The 18,926-nt window shown below is 72.1% G+C and carries 20 protein-coding genes, 1 tRNA gene and 2 pseudogenes; 12 read left to right on the top strand and 11 right to left on the bottom strand.

All coding sequences use genetic code 11. The features are described 5' to 3' along the window. Nucleotides 1–47: 47 nt before the first annotated feature. The 3 genes and pseudogenes from UWG_RS33620 to UWG_RS33610 all read right to left on the bottom strand — a co-directional run. The gene (locus UWG_RS33620; RefSeq protein WP_078495610.1) at nt 48–239 is read right to left on the bottom strand and encodes a DUF397 domain-containing protein; all 192 of its coding nucleotides are present in this window, start codon (nt 237–239) and stop codon (nt 48–50) included. A 91-nt stretch (nt 240–330) separates the two neighbouring features. Next, nucleotides 331–777 (bottom strand): annotated as a pseudogene (locus tag UWG_RS33615) (DUF5753 domain-containing protein); the annotation flags it as partial. A gap of 122 nt (nt 778–899) precedes the next feature. Beyond that, nucleotides 900–986: pseudogene (locus UWG_RS33610) on the bottom strand (helix-turn-helix domain-containing protein); the annotation flags it as partial. A 191-nt stretch (nt 987–1,177) separates the two neighbouring features. Here UWG_RS33610 and UWG_RS0107975 point away from each other — a divergent pair. Continuing rightward, nucleotides 1,178–1,381, top strand: a complete 204-nt coding sequence (locus UWG_RS0107975; RefSeq protein WP_029391263.1) for a hypothetical protein — start codon at nt 1,178–1,180, stop codon at nt 1,379–1,381. A gap of 4 nt (nt 1,382–1,385) precedes the next feature. After that, the gene (locus UWG_RS0107970) at nt 1,386–1,667 is read left to right on the top strand and encodes a hypothetical protein (RefSeq protein ID WP_016906675.1); all 282 of its coding nucleotides are present in this window, start codon (nt 1,386–1,388) and stop codon (nt 1,665–1,667) included. A 56-nt stretch (nt 1,668–1,723) separates the two neighbouring features. On the opposite strand, the gene UWG_RS0107965 is transcribed toward UWG_RS0107970, so the two are convergent. Continuing rightward, a complete protein-coding gene (locus UWG_RS0107965) occupies nt 1,724–2,302 on the bottom strand; it encodes a superoxide dismutase family protein (protein WP_237720025.1) in 579 nt (192 codons plus the stop codon). Nucleotides 2,303–2,549: 247 nt separating this feature from the next. On the opposite strand from UWG_RS0107965, the gene UWG_RS0107960 reads away from it, so the two are divergent. Then, nucleotides 2,550–3,188, top strand: coding sequence for a DedA family protein (locus UWG_RS0107960; protein WP_016906673.1), 639 nt, complete (start codon nt 2,550–2,552; stop codon nt 3,186–3,188). 156 nt (nt 3,189–3,344) lie between these two features. Continuing rightward, nucleotides 3,345–3,848: a GNAT family N-acetyltransferase gene (locus UWG_RS0107955; RefSeq protein ID WP_016906672.1), complete on the top strand. Its 504-nt coding sequence runs from the start codon at nt 3,345–3,347 to the stop codon at nt 3,846–3,848. A gap of 30 nt (nt 3,849–3,878) precedes the next feature. Here the strand turns inward: UWG_RS0107955 and UWG_RS0107950 are convergent, their stop codons facing one another. Both UWG_RS0107950 and UWG_RS0107945 read right to left on the bottom strand, forming a co-directional pair. Further along, nucleotides 3,879–4,616, bottom strand: coding sequence for a hypothetical protein (locus tag UWG_RS0107950; RefSeq protein ID WP_016906671.1), 738 nt, complete (start codon nt 4,614–4,616; stop codon nt 3,879–3,881). Continuing rightward, a complete protein-coding gene (locus tag UWG_RS0107945; protein ID WP_016906670.1) occupies nt 4,606–4,791 on the bottom strand; it encodes a hypothetical protein in 186 nt (61 codons plus the stop codon). The genes UWG_RS0107950 and UWG_RS0107945 overlap by 11 nt, the downstream gene beginning before the upstream one ends. Nucleotides 4,792–5,027: 236 nt before the next feature. On the opposite strand from UWG_RS0107945, the gene UWG_RS0107940 reads away from it, so the two are divergent. Continuing rightward, nucleotides 5,028–5,543: a DinB family protein gene (locus UWG_RS0107940; RefSeq protein WP_237720024.1), complete on the top strand. Its 516-nt coding sequence runs from the start codon at nt 5,028–5,030 to the stop codon at nt 5,541–5,543. A gap of 317 nt (nt 5,544–5,860) precedes the next feature. On the opposite strand, the gene UWG_RS0107935 is transcribed toward UWG_RS0107940, so the two are convergent. Beyond that, nucleotides 5,861–5,932, bottom strand: a tRNA-Val gene (locus UWG_RS0107935). A gap of 184 nt (nt 5,933–6,116) precedes the next feature. Here UWG_RS0107935 and UWG_RS0107930 point away from each other — a divergent pair. The 6 genes from UWG_RS0107930 to UWG_RS0107905 all read left to right on the top strand — a co-directional run bounded on the left by UWG_RS0107930 (nt 6,117) and on the right by UWG_RS0107905 (nt 12,246). Beyond that, nucleotides 6,117–7,004, top strand: a complete 888-nt coding sequence (locus tag UWG_RS0107930) for a DUF4097 family beta strand repeat-containing protein (protein WP_016906668.1) — start codon at nt 6,117–6,119, stop codon at nt 7,002–7,004. Nucleotides 7,005–7,124: 120 nt separating this feature from the next. Beyond that, nucleotides 7,125–8,390, top strand: coding sequence for a coiled-coil domain-containing protein (locus UWG_RS0107925; protein WP_016906667.1), 1,266 nt, complete (start codon nt 7,125–7,127; stop codon nt 8,388–8,390). 39 nt (nt 8,391–8,429) lie between these two features. Beyond that, on the top strand, nt 8,430–8,648 hold the full coding sequence (locus UWG_RS0107920) for an FmdB family zinc ribbon protein (RefSeq protein WP_029391261.1): 219 nt from the start codon (nt 8,430–8,432) through the stop codon (nt 8,646–8,648). A gap of 271 nt (nt 8,649–8,919) precedes the next feature. Then, nucleotides 8,920–9,594 carry a TetR/AcrR family transcriptional regulator gene (locus tag UWG_RS0107915; protein ID WP_050988531.1) on the top strand — a complete coding sequence of 225 codons (675 nt, stop codon included), beginning with the start codon at nt 8,920–8,922 and terminating at the stop codon, nt 9,592–9,594. Nucleotides 9,595–9,682: 88 nt separating this feature from the next. Beyond that, nucleotides 9,683–10,600 (top strand): ABC transporter ATP-binding protein, encoded by a 918-nt coding sequence (locus UWG_RS0107910; RefSeq protein WP_016906664.1) that lies wholly within the window; start codon nt 9,683–9,685, stop codon nt 10,598–10,600. Continuing rightward, a complete protein-coding gene (locus UWG_RS0107905; RefSeq protein WP_016906663.1) occupies nt 10,597–12,246 on the top strand; it encodes an ABC transporter permease in 1,650 nt (549 codons plus the stop codon). Before UWG_RS0107910 ends, UWG_RS0107905 begins: the two co-directional genes overlap by 4 nt. Here the strand turns inward: UWG_RS0107905 and UWG_RS29670 are convergent. From UWG_RS29670 to UWG_RS0107890, 3 genes are read right to left on the bottom strand one after another with little or no spacing between them, the layout of a single operon-like run. Next, nucleotides 12,233–13,120 carry an HAD family hydrolase gene (locus UWG_RS29670; protein ID WP_016906662.1) on the bottom strand — a complete coding sequence of 296 codons (888 nt, stop codon included), beginning with the start codon at nt 13,118–13,120 and terminating at the stop codon, nt 12,233–12,235. The genes UWG_RS0107905 and UWG_RS29670 overlap by 14 nt on opposite strands. After that, complete coding sequence (locus UWG_RS0107895; protein ID WP_016906661.1) at nt 13,117–15,606, bottom strand: phosphoribosyltransferase; 2,490 nt, start codon at nt 15,604–15,606, stop codon at nt 13,117–13,119. The genes UWG_RS29670 and UWG_RS0107895 overlap by 4 nt, the downstream gene beginning before the upstream one ends. Then, nucleotides 15,603–16,772, bottom strand: coding sequence for an HpcH/HpaI aldolase/citrate lyase family protein (locus tag UWG_RS0107890; RefSeq protein ID WP_016906660.1), 1,170 nt, complete (start codon nt 16,770–16,772; stop codon nt 15,603–15,605). The genes UWG_RS0107895 and UWG_RS0107890 overlap by 4 nt, the downstream gene beginning before the upstream one ends. Nucleotides 16,773–17,007: 235 nt before the next feature. Between UWG_RS0107890 and UWG_RS0107885 the strand changes: the two genes are divergently transcribed. Continuing rightward, the gene (locus tag UWG_RS0107885) at nt 17,008–18,045 is read left to right on the top strand and encodes a TerD family protein (RefSeq protein ID WP_016906659.1); all 1,038 of its coding nucleotides are present in this window, start codon (nt 17,008–17,010) and stop codon (nt 18,043–18,045) included. Between the two features lie 33 nt (nt 18,046–18,078). Here UWG_RS0107885 and UWG_RS0107880 read toward each other — a convergent pair whose 3' ends face one another. Beyond that, a complete protein-coding gene (locus UWG_RS0107880; protein WP_016906658.1) occupies nt 18,079–18,840 on the bottom strand; it encodes a TerD family protein in 762 nt (253 codons plus the stop codon). Between the last annotated feature and the right edge of the window lie 86 nt (nt 18,841–18,926).

The following is an 18,926-nucleotide window of genomic DNA, read 5'->3' as shown; positions in this document are numbered from 1 at the left end:
CGAAGAGCCCCGCCGGGCGGCGGGGCTCAACTAGGGGTGGGTGTAGGTCACTTGGCGGGGCGCTGAGTTTCCGTGACGAACGCGGACCAGGCTGCGGGGGAGAAGCGAAGTTCGCCTCGTCCGACATCCTTACTGTCTTGAACGGGGACGCTTCCCGCGGACGCGAGAGCCGGGGCCCACTCGACGCACTCGCCTGTCTGGGCGCTGTAGCTGGACTTGACCCACTGCCTGTCGTGCATGCTCATCCCTCACTGTGCCGATGTACAGATCAGAATCATGGGGGCCCAACGCACAGGCCCGCAGGCTTTCCAGGGATTGCCAGGCGTTGCTGACCACTGTGTCCGCTCCGTAGGGGCGCGCCCCCTGAGGTCCCTCTACGTACACCACAGGCGAACTCTCGAAGTTCTCGAACACGGTGAAAGGAATGTTCGTGGCTCCGGCCGCGGATTCGTACGGCAGTACTTGCACCGTCAGCGTCGGATGCCGCTTCAACTCCGCCCTGATGTGGTCGAGTTGTTCGACCATCGTCCACGGCGAGCCGATCCTGGCACGCAGGCAGGCTTCGTGAAGGACCACCCAAACCCTCGCTGGCTCCTCTCGCTGCAAGATCTCCCGGCGCTGTACCCGCCTGGCGACTCGCGTTTCGATCTCCTCGACAGAGAGGAGCAAGGGACCGCGCTCAAAAACGGCTCGCGCGTATTCGGCCGTCTGCAACATGCCCATGATGAACGCGATCGAGTAATCATGGACGGCAGAAGCCTCCCGCTCCGTATCCACGTACGGCGCGAACCACGACACGTGCTGCCCTTCCGTGATCCGCAACAACTGCGTCGCGAACAGACCCCCGTGTTGAACACCTTGTCGCAGCCTTCCGCGAACCGCGTCGAGGGCATGATCGTGCCGGACTCGACCTTGCTCACATACGTACGGCTGTAGCCGACGGCCCGAGCCAGGCCGTCCTGTGACACACCCCGCGCTTCCCGCATCCGCTGCACGTCCTGACCGAAAGTCCCCTTCCACGAGGGCGGGTTCACTTTCGTCTTCGTCTGCACGACTCGCACCACGACAACCAGCCCGAACTCGGTCCGACAGAGCCCCCACCCGTGAAAGGCGGCGCTCACCCCGGTACATCCTAAACCGCACCGTGTTCTCCTCACCACGCAGAGTGAAAGGAGCCATGCCAACTCCCCGCACGGCACAACCGAACGAAGCAGTGCACGAACTGCGCACGGCTCTGGCCGAAGCCGGTCTGACGCTGCCGTCCCTCGGTATCGACCCCGTGACCCTCGCCGCGCAGGACGAGGAGCCGCCGCTGATCGCGCTCGGCCGGTGCACCGCCGAGACCGCGCGGGCGCTCGCCTCCGCACTGAGGGGAGCGTGACACCGTGTCGCAACTCCCCGTCGGCTCCCTCGTCATGGACCGTCGCAGCGGCTGCACCGGAATCCTCACGGACGTCCTGTCCTTCGTGGACCCGGCCGCCGAACCCGACCGACGCCACCCCCGCGCAACGGCGTTCGTCCGCCCGCCCGAGGGCGGCGTCGAACTCCGCTTCCATCCCGAGGACTTGGTGGTGCTCCACAGCGAGTGCGCCCACCCCCGGCTGGAGAAGCGCGAGGACGGTACGTACTGCACCGTCTGCAAGTCCAAGATCTACCTCCCCGCCTGACACGCACGTCGCCCGCCGCCCTCGCGAAGAGGACGGCGGGCGACGTGCCGCACGGCTCAGCGCCGCGGCTCACCGAACGGGACGGAGAAGCAGGCGACCCGGTCACCGGCCTGCCCGGCGTGGCCGGGGCCCGTCTCGGTGCCGTGCTCGTGGAGCACGAGCGAACGGGCCTGCCCCGTACGGAACTTCCACCGCTGGACCGCCGACGACTCCCCGTGCCCGAGCAGCCCCGAAGCGAAGTCGAGCCACACCTCGTTGCGCGGGTTGGCGTACTTCGGGTCGGTCGACGGCTGATGCGGGTCGCGGACGTTCTGGTAGTGCGGCCCCGAGTCGTCCGGCTTCGCGCCGCACGGCTTGGTGTGCACGTGCGCCCCGAAGTGGTGGCCCCTGGCCACGCCCGCGACGCGGAGCGAGATCCGCGTCGCCCCCTCGTCGACGACCTTGATCCGTGCGCCCTTCGGCACCAGCCGCTCGTCGTAGGTGACCGCTCGCGGTACGTGGCCGCCCTTGACCGGCGCGAACGTCCCCTTGTGGGACGCACGGTAGAAGTCGTCGGCCCCCTGAGCCGCCGCAGGAACGCTCGCGGCGACGGCGCCCACCAGGGCCAGTGAGGCCGCCTGTACTGCTACTCTCATCCGTTCCTCCACCTGTTCGCTGTGATCCGTCCGTAGATCCATAACCACGTACCGAGGTGAGAGGGGCACCACGCGGGCCAGGCGGCTCCGCCGGGGGTATGCGGGCGTAGGCTGTACGGCGGTAGACGCCTGTGGAACGAGAGTCGGGCAGGGGAGAAACGGGGAACGCACAGTGCTGGAAATCCTGGGGTCCCTGACCACCTCCCCATGGATCTACGCAGTTGTCGCAGCATCGGTACTACTCGACGTGTTCGTGCCGCTGCTGCCGAGCGGTGTGCTCGTCATCACCGCGGCTACCGCAGTCGCCGGGACCAGAGCCGCGGACGCCGCGGGCTCCCTCCACGCAGCGGGCGACAATCCGCTGACGGCGATGGTCCCCGAGATGCTGCTGCTGGTGCTCTGCGCCGCCGCGGCCTCGATCGTCGGGGACCTCGTCGCGTACCGGCTCGCCTGGCGCGGAGGCGCCCGCTTCGAGGGCGCCATCGCCCGCTCCCGGCGCCTCACCGTCGCCCAGGAGCGGCTCGGGCACGCGCTCGCGCGCGGCGGCGGGGGGCTCGTCGTACTGGCGCGGTTCGCGCCTGCCGGGCGGTCGGTCGTCAGCCTCGCGGCCGGGGCCGTGCACCGGGACGCGCGCCAGTTCGTCCCGTGGTCCGTGGTGGCCGCGTTCGCGTGGGCCGCCTACAGCGTCGGGCTCGGCTACCTCGGCGCGCAGTGGCTCGGTGCCTCGTGGTTCGGCACCATCGTCTCCGTCGCCGCCCTCTTCGCCGCGGGCGCGCTCGCCGCGTACGTCATAAAGCGCCGTCCCGCACCCGCCGCCTACGCCCCGCTCCTCCCCCACCAACTCCAGCGGTCCGAGCGCCCGGCGGAGTCGGCCGCGACCCGCTGAGACGGCGGCCCGGCCCGGCCCCTCCCGAACTGGCGGTGTCCACTTTCGCATTGGCCGGTCATGAGCGCTCCGTCATGTCGCGACCGCACCCCGGAGCGGCGTCCGGTACGGGATGATCGGTCGGCGACCGCCCGTCGAACCGCCCGAGGAGAAGCCATGCCGGACCTGCGCCAAGCACGCCTCGACGACCACCCCGCGCTCGTCGCGCGCGTGCAGACCTGGTGGGGCGACTCACGCACCCCCGCCGAGGCACGCGAGCTCTCCCTGCTGCTGCCGAAGCTCTTCCTCCAGTTCTTCTCCCGCACCAGCCTCGTCCAGGAGGACGCCACCGGCATCAGGGCTTTCCTCGTCGGCTTCCACCCGCCCGACGACGAGACGCAGGCGTACATCCACTTCGTCGGCGTCGACCCGCAGCTCCGCGGCCAGGGCCTCGCACGCGACCTCTACACCGCGTTCCTCCGACGCGCCGCCGCCTCGGGCCGCAGCGAGGTCCGCGCCGTCACCTCCCCTGCCAACACGGGCTCGCTCGCCTTCCACCGCGCCATGGGCTTCCTCCCCGAACCGGGCGACCGCGACCTCGACGGCCTCCCGGTCCACACCGACTACGACGGGCCGGGGCAGGACCGGGTGTGCCTCCTTCGCCGGGTCGGCGGGGCGTAGGGGAGCCGGGTTCACGGGCGGGAGCCGGGTTCACGGCCAGAAGAGCTTGGCCGGCTTCCCGCTCCTCTGAGCCGCCACCTTCGGCGCCTCGACGCCGTACCCGAGGCCGCGGAGGACTTCGGCAGCGGCTTCCGGAGCGTCGCGCACGGCGGACTTGAGCTGCATCAGTCGCCACTCCTCGAGGTGCCGGTCGATGACCGTCCGCCAGTCCGCCGCGGTGTCGATACCGAACTCGCGCTTGAGGAAGAGGAGTACGTCCTCCAGCGAAGGCCGCATCCGGTGCCCTCCGACCGGCAGGTGCATCTCGGACAGCCTCGGCAGCCGGTCGTGCCTGAACTTCTCCCCGGGCCGTCCGGCGTCGGAGAGCCGCAGCAGATACGCCATCTCGTCGCGGTGGGCGTGGACTTGGACGTGGGCGCCGGGAGGCTCCTGCGACTTCCGTTCGTACTCGAACCGCAGCAGGGGATCGGGGACGTCCGCGTAATAGAGGTGCACATGCGACTGGTCGGTGGCCAGGAAGGCGCTGTGCCCGTCCCAGCAGCAGAAGTACCGCACAAGCAGGCTCAGTCGCACGACGCCGCCGATCCGAACAGGGATGCGGAGCACCTTCTCGTCGTCGTGTATGGGGGCGACGCGCACCCTGTTGCCCATGTTGAGCGCATGGAAGCGCGGAGACTCCTCACCCAGGACGCCGCGCGTCAGCTCCGTCAGCTTGCCCGCGAAACCGTCGGCCAACTCGTTCAGCTTCTGCTGCTGTTCAGCACTCACCGCCGAGAAGGTAGTCGATGCTCTCGATCGTGTACCAGACGTCCAGGTCGTCGAGCGAGAGGGAGTACGTGTCGGCTCGGCGCCGCAACTCGTCGTAGCTCATGTGCACTTCCTGCAGGAGTCGCACGCGTTGCTCCTCCAGTTCGGCCCGCGTCCTGTGGATCACTGTGGGCATCGCACTTCCCTTCGTACTGACTTCTCCAAGTGAAGCAGGACCCACTGACAGTCGCGAGCGGGCGCGTCGTGTCCGTACGACCTCAAGTCCCGTCCCCCGAGCGGGCGCACGTGGGCGGCCGTCGCCGGCGACGGCCGCTTGGCTCGGTCGGGCGGAACCGCATGAAGCCCCTGCGTGACCGCAGTCCGGACTGAGCTTAGGATCGTCGATGTCCGGGCCGCCGCTCACAGGAGCTGATGCGCCTTCGCCCGCCGTACGAGGGGACTTCGATGGGCTCGTTCGACGTGCCGTTGGACGACGAGCGCACCCAGCTCGACGCGTTCGTCGAGGAGTACCGGAGCGCCGTCGAGGCAACCCTCGACGGGCTCGCCGAGGAGCAGGTCCGCCGCCGGCTCGTCTCTTCGGAGACGACGTTGCTCGGGCTGCTCAAACACGTCACGTGGATGCAGCGGATGTGGTTCGAGGAGTGCGTCGGCGGTACCCCGCGCCGGGAGCTCGGCGTCGTCGAGAGCCCGGACGAGTCCTTCCGTCTCACCGACGACGACACCGTCGCCTCCGTCACGGCGGCCCACAGGGAAGCCTGCGCGACGGCCGGATCGATCGTCGCCGACCTGCCGCTGGACACCGTCGTGACCGGCCACTGGACCGGGCCGCGCACGCTGCACTGGGTGTACCTGCAAGTCCTGCGCGAACTCGCCCACCACTGCGGGCACGCCGACATCCTGCGCGAGCAACTCCTCGCCTCCGACTGACCCTTGAGGCGACGCCGGTCGGCCGGCTCTCCCGTGCGCCACCGCCCGGTCCGTCGGACCGCCGCCGACTTTCCGGCCACAGGGTGGCCCACTCGCTGCCGGGAACATGCGGTGCGGGACTTCCGAGCAGCTCCGGCCGGTGATCAACAAGGACGCGAGGGCCATGGACGATGTCTTCGCCGACGTCGGAGAGGGGACGCGTGAGCGCGGCTGTGGCTCCCTCTTTGGCTCCCCACTGAAGCGCGTACACGGCAAGAGGCCCCTTGCGCGATGCCGCAGGGGCCTCTCGGTAGCTGGTCACAGCGCTACGTACTCGGTGGGCACAACCGGATTCGAACCAGTGACATCCTGCTTGTAAGGCAGGCGCTCTACCGCTGAGCTATGCGCCCTCCATCGGGCACGCACCCGACGGGGGTCAGCGTACCCTGCCGGTGGCGAGACGGCGCAAACGCGCTTGTGCTGGGGGTATCCCCACCCCGAGGTCGGGGGGCGGCGGTATCGCCGCTCGGGCGGGTGCTTTCTAGGCTCTTCGTCGGTGGGTCGGACGGTCTGCCGGACGGTCTGGGAGGCGCAGTGAGGTACGGGGTCGGGATCGCAGTGGTCGGCGTCATGGCGGTGATCGCCGTCGGCGGTGTGGCGGCGGGGGTCGCGGTCGGCACGGTCGGGGACGGGAAACCCGAGAAGCGGACGTTCCGTGCCCCGGCGGGGGACCGCCCGCTCGCGCTCGACGTCCGGGGCAGCCGCCTCGAGCTGGTGCCTGCCGCCGACGACGCGGACGGCGTGGAGGTGACGCGCTGGTTCAAGGCGACGCGGGTGGCGGGAAAGGCCGAAACCGCGTGGTCGCAGGCGAAGGAAGGGGACATCCGCCTCCACACCAAGTGCGCCGGGTTCATGGTCAAGTGCGAGGGCCGGTACCGCGTCGCGGTGCCCGACGGCGCCTCGGTGCAGGTGCGCGGGGACTCGGGCAAGGTCACCGCGCGCGAACTCGGCGCGCTCGACGTCGAGACGGGGAACGGGGCGGTCGCGGTGGAGCGCGCCTCGGGCCCGGTCAAGGTGCGCACGGACAACGGCACGGTGGATGTCGACGGTACCGAGGGCGCCGTCGACCTCGGCACCTCCAACGGGAGCATCAAGACCCGCAAGGTGGACGGTGCGATGCGCCTGGAGACGGACAACGGGCGGATCGAGGTGCGCGACACCGAGAGCGAGCGGATCAGGGCGCGGGCCGACAACGGCACCGTGGACCTCGCGTTGAAGGGCAAGCCGCGGCTGGTCGACGCCCGCACCGACAACGGCAACATCTCGATCGCGCTGCCGACGGGCGGGGGCGCGGAGTACGACGTCTCGACGGAGACGGACAACGGCGGCGTCGACGTCTCCGTTCCGGATCGCAGCGCCAGTCCTTACCGGGTGTCGGCGGAGACGGACAACGGCCGGATCGCCGTCAAGCCCCTGGGATGATCCGCCCCGCGCCGTCGGAATCGCTTGCGGTTTCCGCGAACGTACCGGCTCGTGTGTTCGTTGCCACTGGTGGGAGAATGACCGTCGATCCACTGGCTGCGGCACACGGGAGAGGGACACGTGACGGCGAGGAACGGTGGCGGGACCCGCCGCTGGGGCTGGGGCAGCGGGCGTGCCGAGAACCTCAGGGCCGACGCGCAGGCTGCCCAGGACGCCGCGGCAGCAGCCTTCTACGAACTCGACACCGCCCAACGCGACCTGCGGATCTCGGTGGAGACCATCGGCGCGGTCGACGACTCCCCCGCGGGCCGCAAGGCCGTCGCCGACTTCGCCGAGTTCGGCAACCGCATCGACCGCGCCAGCCACGACTACATCACCGTCGTCGACAGCCACGAACTCGACCGCGACGACCTCGACGCCTCGGCCGCCGCCCACGCGCGCGCCGAGCTGGAGCGCGCCCGGCACGACCTGGAGCGCGTCAAGGCGGAGTTGGACACCTTCGCGCGGAGCCTGGCGCCCCTCGTCGAGAAGGCGGAGGGCCAGCTCGCCCGGATGGCGCCCGCGGTGGAGCGGGCCAAGCAAGCGCTCCTGGGGGCCACCAACGCGCTGGACGAGGCCCGGAGTTCGGGCCTGAAGGCCGACGCCCTCGCGGCCCGGCTCGCCGCCCTCTCCCCCGAGCTGACGAGGCTCAACGAGGGCGCGGCCCAGCACGGCGTGCAGGCGACGGTGCACCGGGCCGACGAGATGGTGCGCGAGGCCGAGACGATCGCGCAGGAGGCGAGACGCCTCCCGGAACGCGCGGCCGAGATCGACAAGCGGATCGCGTCCCTCCGCACCCGTACCCAAGCGCTGGAGACGCGGGCACAGCAGGTCGATCCGGTCCTCAGCGAGCTGCGCAGGCGGTTCAGCGCCGCGTGCTGGCAGGACCTCCAGCAGGTGCCGGAGCGCGCCGCCCAGTCCGTCGCGCAGGCCCAGCAGAAGCTCCGCGAAACATCGACGGCGCGGGACGAGCAGCGGTGGGAGGACGCCACCACGCTCCTCGCCGAGGTGCGGGGCCTGCTCAACGACACGGACGAGGCCGTCAAGGCAGCCGGCGAGCGTCTCCAGCGGCTCAACGACGTCTCGTTCGACCAGAGTTCGGAGGTGGACCGCACCCGGTTCGCCATCCGCGACGCCCAGCGCCTGGCGATGGCAGGACGCAGCACCCCCGACCCGCGGCACGCCCAGCCGCTCGACGAGTCGGTGGAACGGGTGGACCGCGCGGTCGCCTCGTTGACCGGACGCCACCCCGACTACTGGCACCTCCTCACCGAGCTCGACGCCGTCAAGGAGACGGTCCAGGCCGTGGTCGACCGTATCCGCGAGGAACGCGGCGGCGGTCGCTGAGCCCGCAGCGGCCGGACGGGAGGCGGCTAGGCTGTGGCCATGCCGCGATACGAGTACCGCTGCCGCGAGTGCGGCGACACCTTCGAACTGAGCCGTCCCATGGCCGAGTCGAGCGCGCCCGCCGACTGCCCGCAGGGCCACGGGGACACCGTCAAGCTTCTGTCGACGGTCGCGGTCGGCAGCGCCGGCAGCGCACCGTCCGGCGCCGCGCAGTCCGCCGGGGGCGGGGGGTGCTGCGGGGGCGGTTGCTGCGGCTGAGGGACGGTCCGGGACCGGCCGAGGGGTGCGGCCCCGGACCAGGGGTCCCGCCCCCGCCGCCGTGGCCTGCCTGATCCGGGACTTGAGGACAGCCGTCCCCGCCAACGCTCCGGCCGCACAACCCAGTTGCAGGCAACTCTTCTGACGGTCCTCCGCCCGGACGAGCCACGGCGGAGTGCTGAGACGGCACGACGACCGTTGACGTCTTCTTAGCGGACCCCGTGACGACTCTCCGTTGCCTTCGCATTGAACGCCTGTTTAGCCTGCTCGCATGCGAACAGGAGGCGCACCAGGCGCAGTTGACCCCGGCGGCGCGTCCGCGCAGATCCGCGACGCCGCGGTCGTGCGGTTCGGGCGGGACGGGTTCGGAGCGGGCCTGCGGACGATCGCGGACGACGCCGGAGTGACGGCGGGGCTGATCGTCCACCACTTCGGCTCCAAGGAGGGCCTGCGCAGGGCGTGCGACGCCCATGTACTGGCGCTGCTGCGGACGGCGAAGGAAGAAGCCCTCACCGACACCGACACCGGCTCGCTGCTCGCGCGGACGGCTGGCATCGAGGAGTTCGCGCCGATCGTCCGCTACCTGCTGCGCAGCGTCCAAGCGGGCGGAGAGCTGGCGGCAACGACCGCCGAGCACATGATCGGTGACGCCGCGGCGTACCTCGCCGCGGGCGAGGCGGCGGGCGTCATCCGCAGCAGTCGGGCTCCGGCCGCGCGCACGAGGTTCCTCGCCTACCAGGGGCTCGGCAGTCTGCTGGTCTGGTTCACCCTCCACCCGGACAACGGGGACGACGCCCGTTTCACGGCCTCCCTGCGCGAGTACGTGCGGACCATCACCTTCCCCGCCGTGGAGCTGTTCTGCCAGGGGCTTTTCGTCGACCGATCGATGCTCGACGACCACCCCCTGCACGTCCCCGACCCACCGTCGGACGGCGCTTCCGCATGACCCGCGCCGGCGCCCCCGCACGCCTCCGTCACGGACCGACGACGAAAGACAACAAACGGCGGCAAACGACGACAGACGGGGTACCCACATGACTCCTGCCATCGAGATGCACGACGTCACCAAATCCTTCGGCCCGGTCCGGGCGCTCGACGGCCTCGAACTGGCCGTGGCACCGGGCGAGGTGCACGGCTTCCTCGGCCCGAACGGCGCCGGAAAGTCCACCACGATCCGCGTCCTGCTCGGACTGCTGCGCGCCGACAGCGGCACCGCGCGCGTGCTCGGCCACGATCCGTGGAACGACGCCGTCCCTCTCCACCGCCGCCTCGCCTACGTCCCCGGTGACGTGGAGCTGTGGCCGAACCTGACCGGCGGCGCAGCGATCGACCTGCTGTCGCGGCTGCGCGGCGGCGCCGACCCCGTCCGCCGCGACGAGTTGTGCGCACGCTTCGACCTCGACCCGGGCAAGAAGGGACGCACGTACTCCAAGGGCAACCGGCAGAAGGTCGCCCTGGTCGCGGCCCTCGCCAGCGACGTCGAACTGCTGCTGCTCGACGAGCCGACGGCGGGGCTGGACCCGCTCATGGAGGCGGCGTTCCAGGAGTGCATCAGGGAAGCCAGGGAGGCCGGTCGCACGGTACTGCTGTCCAGCCACGTCCTCGCGCAGGTGGAGGTCCTCGCCGACCGCATCTCGATCGTCCGCCAGGGACGGATCGTGGAGTCCGGCTCGCTCGACGAACTGCGCCACCTCACCCGCACCTCCGTCGAGGCCGCCACCGGGCGGCCGGCCGACGCCCTCGCCGACCTCCCCGGCGTCCACGACCTGCGGACCGAGAACGGCCGCCTCCGCTTCGAGGTCGACGGCGACCGACTCGCCCCCGTCGTGCGGTATCTCGGCGAACACGACGTGCACGCCCTCAGCGCCCATCCGCCGACGCTCGAACAACTGCTGCTCCGCCACTACGGCGACGGCACCTCCTCCCGCGCGGACGGCGGGAGGACCGCATGACGGCCGCCGCCCTCCCGGCACGCGACGGGCTCGCGCCGGGAGGCTTGACCGGCACGGGCAAGCTCCTCGTCTTCATGCTGCGGCGGGACCGCGTCCGCTTCTTCGGCTGGACGCTGGGGCTGACCCTGCTGATGGCCTACTTCTCCTCCGCGATGGGCACCCTCGCGGAGACCGAGGAGGACCTGGAATCCTTCGCCGGTTTCGCGAGGACCCCCGCCGGTGCCATGTTCGGCGGCCCCGGGTTCGGGTTCGACGCGTTGACGGTCGAGCGGTTCCTCGTCGGCGAGTACGGCCTGTACCTCCTCACGGGGGCGGGGCTCATGGGTCTGCTGACGGTGGTCCGGCACACCCGGGCCGAGGAGCGGGCGGGGCGGACCGAGCTGATCCGCGCCAACGTGGTCGGCCGCCACGCACAGCTCACCGCGGCGCTGCTCCTGACGACGCTGATGGCGGCCGTGACCACCGTGCTGATCACCGCCGTCATGGTCGGAGGGGGCTACGACGGCGCCGGCTCCCTCCTGTTCGGCGCGGGCGTCGGTGCCTGTGCCCTCGCGTTCGCCGGCACCGCCGCGGCCACCGCCCAGATGTCCGCCCAACCGCGGGCCGCCGCGGGGACGGCGGGCGCCGTGCTCGGCGCCGCGTTCGCGCTGCGGGCCCTGGGGGACATGGCCCACGTGCAGCAGAGCGGCCCTTCCTGGCTCTCGTGGCTCTCACCGATCGGCTGGTCCCAGCAGACGGCGCCCTACACGCTGGACCGCTGGTGGCCACTGCTGCTCTCGCTCGCCTTCGCCGCGGCGACGGCCGCGCTCGGCTACGCCACGTCGATACGCCGCGACCTCGGCGCCGGCCTGATCCCACCGCGCCACGGCGCTCCCCGGGCCGCCCCGTGGCTCAACTCGCCGCTCGCGCTCGCCTTTCGCCTGCACGGACCGGGTCTCGTCGGATGGAGCGCGGCCGTGCTCCTCGGCGCGGTCGCGTACGGATCGTTCACCCAGCCCCTGCTCGACGGGCTGGAGGACGCTCCGGGGCAGGTGGTGACGGTGCTGGGAGGTGCCGACAACCTCCTCAACGGCTACCTCGGAACCATGGGGCTGATGTGGGCGTTCGTCGCCGGGACCCACGCGGTCCTCGCTGTCCAGTCACTTCGCAGCGAGGAGACCGAGGGCCGCACCGAACCCGTCCTCGCCACGGCCGTCAGCCGCCGAGCCCTGCTGGGCGGCCACTTGACCGTCGTCGGCCTCTCCTCGCTCTGGCTGCTTCTCCTCGCCGGACTCGGCGACGGCATCGGCGCCGCGGCGAGCACGGGGGACGCCGGCCTGCTCGGCGAAACGGTGCTCGGCCACGTCGCGCACGCACCCGCCGTGTGGCTGGTACTCGCCCTCGCCGCCCTCCTCTACGGCGCTGCGCCCGGAGCCGTCCCCCTGGTCTGGGCGGTGTTGGCGTACGGGCTCTTCGCAGGCTTCTTCGGCCCGCTCCTCGACCTGCCCGAAGTCGCCCAGTCCGTCTCCCCGTTCGCACACGTCGGCGAGTACCCGGCGGAGACGCTCAGCGTCGCCTCGCTCGCCGTCCTGACCGCCCTCGCCGCGGTCTGCACGGCCGCGGCGCCGGCCGCCTTCCGGCGGAGGGACGTCGTCACCAAGGCGTAGAGCCCGGCGCGGCCTCTCCTCCGGCGGGAAGAGGGGAGGCCGCGCCGGCTGACATCCGCGCCCCGCCCCCTCCCCGCAGCGCCTCGTGCGCTGCCGCCGCGATCCGCTCGCCGGCGCGGACGCCGCGCTCGGGGAGGGCCTCGATGTGCGGCAAACGCCAGCCGGTGTCGGCGAGTTCGCCGTGCCCCGGACGCCAGCCGGTGTCGGCGGCGGCGAGCATCCCGGCGTCGAGGAGGGAGTCCCCCGCGGCGTGGAGCAGGGTTGCTCCACTGCGGCGGACGACCTCGGCGACGGCCGCCTCCTTGGTGAGGACGGACGGGACGGCGTAGACCTTGCGCCCCTGCATCGAGACGCCCCAGCCCCGCGGCCCGGCCCAGCCGGCGAACGCGTCGAGCCAACCGGCAGGCAGGCGCGCCCTGTCCACGACGAGGTAGGCGAAGAGGTCCTCCGCCGTGCGCTCCTTGAGGAGCCAGTCGGGCCCGGCGTCGCGGAGCATCCGGGACCGCACCTCGGCGAGCGGCGCGCAGTCGCCGAGCCGCCCGCGGACGGCGGCGTGCCACACCGGGTCGCTCTCCCCGTCGACGAGGAGGTGCCCGCCGTTGGCGCAGACCGCGTACCGCGGCGCGGGGCCCGGCAGCCGGACGCGGGCGAACTGTTCCCTGGTACGCGTGGTGACGGGGACGAAGCCGCCCGACGCGGCGAGCGAGGCGAGGTGCCCGGCCGCCGCCTCGGTGACGTAGGAGAGCGGTGCACCCCGGTACGTCTCGACACCGAGCAGCCGGGGGGCCTCCGCGTCGGGGCAGTCGAGGGCGAGGGCGCCCGCCGAGTAGATCAGGGTGCGGTCGAGGTCGGAGGCGAAGAGCGCGTCGGTCACGGGGCGCCGTCCCGACTCGCGGCGGGCGCGCCGGAGTCGGCGGCCCTGCCGTCGGCACCCGTGGCACCCCGCGTGTACCGCGGGTGGACGAGGCCGACGGCGGCGTACGGCAACCCGTCGACCTCCTCAACGGGCACGCCCCGCTGCTCCGCGAGGAGCCGGACGTGGTCGAGGTCGGCGCCGACACCGCGCCGCGCGAGCACCCGCCACGGCACACGGCGCAGCAGCACCCGGGTCGTCTCGCCGACGCCCGGCTTGACGAGGTTGACGTCGCGGATGCCGTACTCCTCGCTGATCCGGTCGACGGCTCGCCAACCCTCCCAGGTGGGCGTGCGGTCGGTCGCGCGCAGCGCCGCCGAGTCGGCCGCTGCGTCTTCGCCGACCTCGGGGAAATGCCCCTCCACCCGGTCGAGGAAGAGCTGCGAGACGTCGTCGGCGGCGAGTTCGCGGTAGAACTTCGCACCGTGGAAGTCACCGGGGCCGACGAGGTCGTCCCGCAGGACGGTGCGCGATATCAGCCCGGAGACCGTGGAGTTGAGGCATGCCGAGGGGATCAGGAAGTCCTCGCGGGTGCCGTAGGTGCGCACGCAGGAACCCGGGTCGGCGAGGACGGCGAGGGAGGGGTCGAAGCCGGGGTGTGCCGCCACCGCGTCGGCGAGCTCCCTCGTGATGGCGCCCTTGCCCGTCCAGCCGTCGACGAAGACGACGTCGCCAGGGTCGTGGTGGGCGGCGAGGAAGCGCAGCGCCGCCTCGTCGATACCGCGTCCCCTGACGATCGAGACCGCGTAGTGCGACAGCGCCACCCCGTGCATCCGCAGCGCCCAGCGCCGCATCAGCACGCCGACGGGTGTGCCGGCCCTGGCGAGCGAGACGAGGACGGGGCTCGGACCGCGCTCGGCGAGGACGGTCTCCGTGACCGCGCCCACCGCGCGCGCGAGGCGGGAGGCCGAGTGGTCGAGGGCGCTGTGGAAGAGCTGCCGGTAGCGGGGGCTCGGCTGGTACTCGACGGGCAGGGACTCCGCGTAGTGCGCCCCGCCGCTCTGTATCGCCTCCTCCCGCTCCTCGGTCGGCGCCTCCAACTCGACGTCGGAGAGGTCCCGCAGGAGCCAGCCGACGTCCTCGGCCCGGTAGGACGAGAACTGGGGCCCGTGCAGCGGCCGACCGGCGGGCGCGTCGGACGGGACGTGCGTCGGCAGGACGCCGAGGAGGAGGCGCCCCGTGTGCGGCGCGAGCTGCGCGAGCAGGCCGCCGGGGGCGCGGAGCGCCTCGGTGTCGCCGACGTCGTCGACGAGGGCGACCACGGCGTCGAAGCCGCCGCCCGCGACGTTGTACGCGTACCTGGTCTCCGATTCCGGTTCACCGGGCGGCAGATCGTGCGGGGTGAAGGTGAGCGCGGTGCGGATCGCGTACCCGTCGTCGTCCACGGGCAGCGCCGGCGAGCGCGTGGTGGTGGAGAAGCGGACCTCGACGGACTCGCCCAGGCGTTCTTCGAGTGCGTGCGCGATCCGCAGCGGTACGTACATCAACTCCTCGGTGCCGAGGACGAGTACGCGCGCGGGGCGCGCAGGCGCGAGCCGGTCGGCGAGGCGGGCAGCGACGCCCGGCAGCGCGGCGTCGAGGCGGGACGCGTACTCGCGGCCGACTCCGTGCCGCGCACCCTCCGCGAGCCCGGCGGGCCAACCGAGGTCGACGCGGCTGAACTCCGGCTCGGGGCAGGGGTCCGCCGGAGGCGGCGCGTGCGCGGCGACGAGCCGTTCGCCCCGCTCCAGCACGTCCGCGGGGAGCGTGACCCGTCCCGCCGCGAGCGAGACGACGTCGACGCGGGTGCCGAGGGAGGCGGCGAACTCCCCGAGGGCCGCCTGGTCTTCGGCGGTGCGGACGTCCACGAGCGAGACGAGCACGTACCGCTCCCGCGGCTGCCGGCGGTGGAGCGCGGCGAGGGTGTTGCGGGCGGTGCGCCCCGTGGAGAACTCGTCGTCGACGAGGACGAGCGGTCCTTCCGCGAGGAGCAGCGACGGGTCCTCGGGGAGCAGCAGGTGCCCGGTGGCGTGGCTGTGCTCCTCCTCGAAACCGCCGAACGGCGCGACCCCCGGCACCCGTCGGCGGGTGGAGTGGAGGTAGGCGGCGCCGAGTCCGTCGGCGACGGCGTGGCCGAGGCCCGTCGCCGTCTCCGCGTACCCGAGGACGGTGGCGCGTTCTGCGGCCTCGCCGAGCAGGGCGCGTACGCGCCGCCCCAGGGTGCGCCCCGCGCCGAGGACGACCGAGGGGCGCTGCGGTACGTGCTTGCCGAGCACCCGCGAGACGAGCAGGTGGGCGCGCTTCGGGTTGTGTCGCAGCGCGAGTCCGACGAGTTCGCGCAGGCCCTCCCCGCCGAGCCGGACGCCGAGTTCGCGCTCGACCCACTCGCCGCTCCACGCGCCGCGCGCGGGCGCCGGCCCGCCGTCCCGCTCGGCCGCCTGTACCACCGTTCCGTACTCGCCGTTCACCTGATCCCCGCCGCCAGCAGCTCGACGAAGCCGACGCCCTCCCTGGCGACCCCGAAGACCTCGCTGCGCAGCAGCGTGCGTTCGGCCCAGGCGCGGTGCGGCTTCACTTCGTTCATCTTGTTGGTGTACGCGGAGCGCAGCACTCCGCCGCCCGTCCGCTCCGGGCGCAGGATATCCGTCGCGTCCGTGTACTCCTCGTGGCTGACGACGGAGAGGGCGTGGACGGGGGCCACGTGCGACGGGTGGATGCAGGTCTTGCCCAGCAGCCCGTTGGCGCGGTCGAGTTCGATCTCGCGCAGGAGGCCGTCCATGTCGTGCGCGATGAGCGACGTGCGCAGCTCGTCCGCGCGGCCGCTGGTGAAGGGGGAGCGGCGGAGCTGCGGCTTGAACATCCGCTCCTGGAGCCTGAAGTACTCCCAGACGGGTCCTGTCACCGTGAAACCCGAACCGTCGGCGCGTGCGAAGAAGTTGACGACGTCGCCGATGACGGAGGCCACCAACTGCACGTCGTACGCCGTCATCTCGGGGGTGCGGCGCAGCCCGTACGCGGAGCAGAAGTCGGTGACGCCGAGGCGCAGCGCCAGGACGCGGTCGCGGTGCGCGCGGACGCAGCGGGCGATGCCGGCGAGGGTCGCGGTGCGCGTCTCCAGGTGGAGCAGCTCGGGGGATTCGAGCACCGGCATCGCGAAGAGGCGGTGCCCGCAGTCGCGTTCGGCCTGCTTCAGCGCGTCGAGGAAGGGCGCTCCGCTCTCCTCGGTGAACTTCGGCACGACGAAGCCGGAGAGGAGGCCGACCGCGGGCCCGAGGCGCTTGGCGAGGTCGGGTATCTGCTCGGGGGTGCGTACCCGTACGAAGAGCAGCGGGAGTTCGGCTCCGTCGTCCTCGGCGAGGGCGAGCTCGTCCAACTGCCGCACCAGGTTGGCCTCGGCCTCGGAGACCTCGCCGTCGGGGACGGCGTCCTCCAGGCAGAGGACCATCGACACGACGCCGCTCCGCGCCTGCTGCACCACGTCGGCTGCGAGGCCGGGGCGGTTGGCGGGGCTGTAGAGAGTCGCGCCGAGGGCGGCGGCGAGGGTGCGGGCCGGTGATTCGGCGGTGAACTCGTCCGGTTCGCGGTGGAAGAGGCCGCGTCGGACCTCAGGCGCCAGGTGCCTGAAATGCCGCATGGATGTCCTTACTCACGTCGCACTCACCGCTGCCGCGCGTCCGGCCGGCCGCCGCGTTGCGGACGTTTCCGGACGAGATGGGGGCGGTGCCGTTCGTTCCGGCGGGCCGGATATGGCCGGGGTCGTTCATCGTACGTACGGGGACAGGTCAAGAGTTCCCCAAGGGGTGGGGAGCCGCGTCACTCGACCCCGCCCCACGTTGTCCCGGGACGCCGCGCACAGGCAGGATGAACCCATGACGCACGCCATGACGAAGGGCTCCAACGCGCCCCTGGAAGCGAGCACCGTGCGTGCCGTGCTCCGCTGGTCCCCGGGCGCCGGCGTACCGGACATCGACGCATCCGCTCTCCTGCTCGCCGAGGACGGACGCGTCCGCTCCGACGACGACTTCGTCTTCTACAACCAGCCCCGGCACCCCTCGGGGCTCGTCCGCCATCTCGCGAAGTCCCGCGAGGCGGAGAGCCTGCGGGACACCGTCGAGGCCGACCTCACCTCGCTCGACGAGGGCGTGGAGCGCGTCCTCCTCGCCGCCTCGGCCGACGGCGGCACCTTCGCCGACGTCGGGCCGCTGCGCCTGCACCTCTACGACACCGCGGGCGAAGAGGCGGAGGAACTCCTCCACTTCGACGTCGAGCCGGAGACGGGCGAAGAGACGGCGATGCTCTGCGGCGAGCTCTACCGCAAGGACGAGGGCTGGAAGTTCCGCGCGCTGGGCCAGGGTTACGACACCGGGCTCGTCGGGCTCGCCACGACCTTCGGTATCGCTGTGGACGAAGGCGTGCCCGAGGAGGACGCACTGCCCGCTTCCGACGAGCAGGCCCCGCCCACCGAACCCCCCGCCCCGGCGGAGCAGCAGAGCGAGCCGGAGCAACCGGCGGAAGACACCGGGTACGACGCCGACGCCACGGTGCCGCACACCCCGTTCCGCACCCAAGTCCCGGCGAACGCACACCCCGAGGCGCCCCGCTTCCCCGGCGCACCGGGCGGCGCACCGCACCCGCTCGCTCCGCACCACCCGACGGAGCCCTCGGTCCCCGCGGCCGCGGCGCACGTACCCGGCGTCCAGGCGCCCCCGCAGCCCCTGCCCGGAAATCCGCCCCCGTCGACCGTCCCCCCTGCGCCGCCGCAGGCCGGTTACGGCTACCCGCAGCCGCCGCAGCAGCCGCCCACCACGCAGCCCGCGTACGGCTACCCGCAGCCGACGTACGGCTATCCGCAGCCCGACCCGAGCTTCGCGCTGCCGCCGCAGGGGCCGCAGTTCCTCCAGCGGTAGGCGGGCGGGGCCCCGCCCACCGCCGGTTCGGCGTCACACCTTGTGCGTCTTGTACCCGCGGCCCCACTGGAGCCCCCAGCCGTAGAGGCGGTCCAGCTCCGACTGGAATCCGTAGACGTAGCGCACCTCACGGCGGACCGTGAGTTCGTCCTTCTCGTTCTGGAGGAGCAGTACGGCGCACGAACGGGCCTGCGGTGCGCGCTCGTCGAGGCTCACCTGGATCCGGGGGCCGCTGCTGGGATACAGCGTGAGGACCGCGTGCGTACGGTCGAACGCCGGGGTGCCGTCGTAGATGTAGACGAAGAAGAGCAGCCGGGATATCTCTTCCTTGTTGTCGAGGTTGACGTAGACCGTCTCGCCCGAGGGGGAACCGAAGCGGTCGTCGCCGCTGAGCTTCACGTACGGCGGACTGCTGAGGTCGCCGAAGAAGCCGCCGAGCGGCTGCACGACACCCTTGGAGCCGTCCTTCATCTCGTACAGGCAGGCGAGGTCGAGGTCGACGTTGACCACACCCTGGGTGTGGGCCTGCACCACCTCGGGCTTGAGGCTGCGCAGCGGGTGCCTGAGGGAGCCGCGGGGGCGGGTCCTGCCGCCGCCGACGTCCGAACTCCGCATCCGCCAGGAGAGGTTGACGCGCATGCCGCCGGTGTCGGCGCCCTGCTTCGTCAACGAGACCTCGGAGTGGCGCTTGGTGAGCTCGACGGCATGGCCCGAGAAGGGCCCCATCGAGTCGAAGGACTGCCCCCCTGCGCCCCTGCCCATACCGCGCCGCCAGTGCTCCCACAGGGAGACCATCGCACACCCCCACTCCGGCCGCTGTTCCACTCGACGCTGCGGGGCGGCACGAAACCGCCGGCTCCGGCCGCCCCGCAAGGAGCGTT

Origin of the sequence: Streptomyces xiaopingdaonensis, assembly GCF_000262345.1 — a bacterium.
In the GTDB taxonomy this organism is placed as follows: Bacteria; Actinomycetota; Actinomycetes; order Streptomycetales; family Streptomycetaceae; genus Streptomyces; species Streptomyces xiaopingdaonensis.
This window is presented reverse-complemented; position numbering and strand designations above follow the sequence as displayed.